Source organism: Colwellia ponticola (assembly GCF_005885605.1).
GTDB lineage: Bacteria > Pseudomonadota > Gammaproteobacteria > Enterobacterales > Alteromonadaceae > Colwellia > Colwellia ponticola.
In genome coordinates this window covers 1-427 of record NZ_SZVP01000177.1, presented here as the reverse complement: position 1 = coordinate 427, position 427 = coordinate 1, and the positions used below count along the sequence as shown (strand labels likewise).

The window sequence follows — 427 nt, the reverse complement described above, 5'->3', positions numbered from 1 at the left end:
AGCAACAGCATGACTGCCGACACCAGGATGGTGGTCATCAGCATGGTCCCCGTCACCGCCACGCCGTAGGCCGACGCCAGTGCGTTGGAGGACTCGAAACCCAGCACCAGCAGGATCACGCCGACCATCAGCGACCAGTTCACCGCACCGATATAGATCTGGCCCTGTTCGGCGCTTGAGGTGTGCTGGATATGCATACGCGGGATATAACCCAACTGGATCGCCTGGCGCGTCAACGAAAACGCACCGGAAATCACCGCCTGGGACGCAATCACCGTGGCCAGGGTGGACAACACCACCAGCGGGATCAGCGCCCAACTTGGCGCCAGCAGGTAGAACGGGTTGCGTGCGGCTTCCGGGTCGCCCAGCAGCATGGCGCCCTGGCCGAAATAATTGAGCACCAACGCCGGCAAGACCAGGATGAACC

The 427-nt window shown here is 62.1% G+C and carries 1 protein-coding gene; it reads right to left on the bottom strand.

What is annotated here, in order from left to right:
• Window positions 1-427 (bottom strand): KUP/HAK/KT family potassium transporter (locus tag FCS21_RS16425; protein WP_171035752.1); only part of this gene is annotated, 427 nt, incomplete at both ends.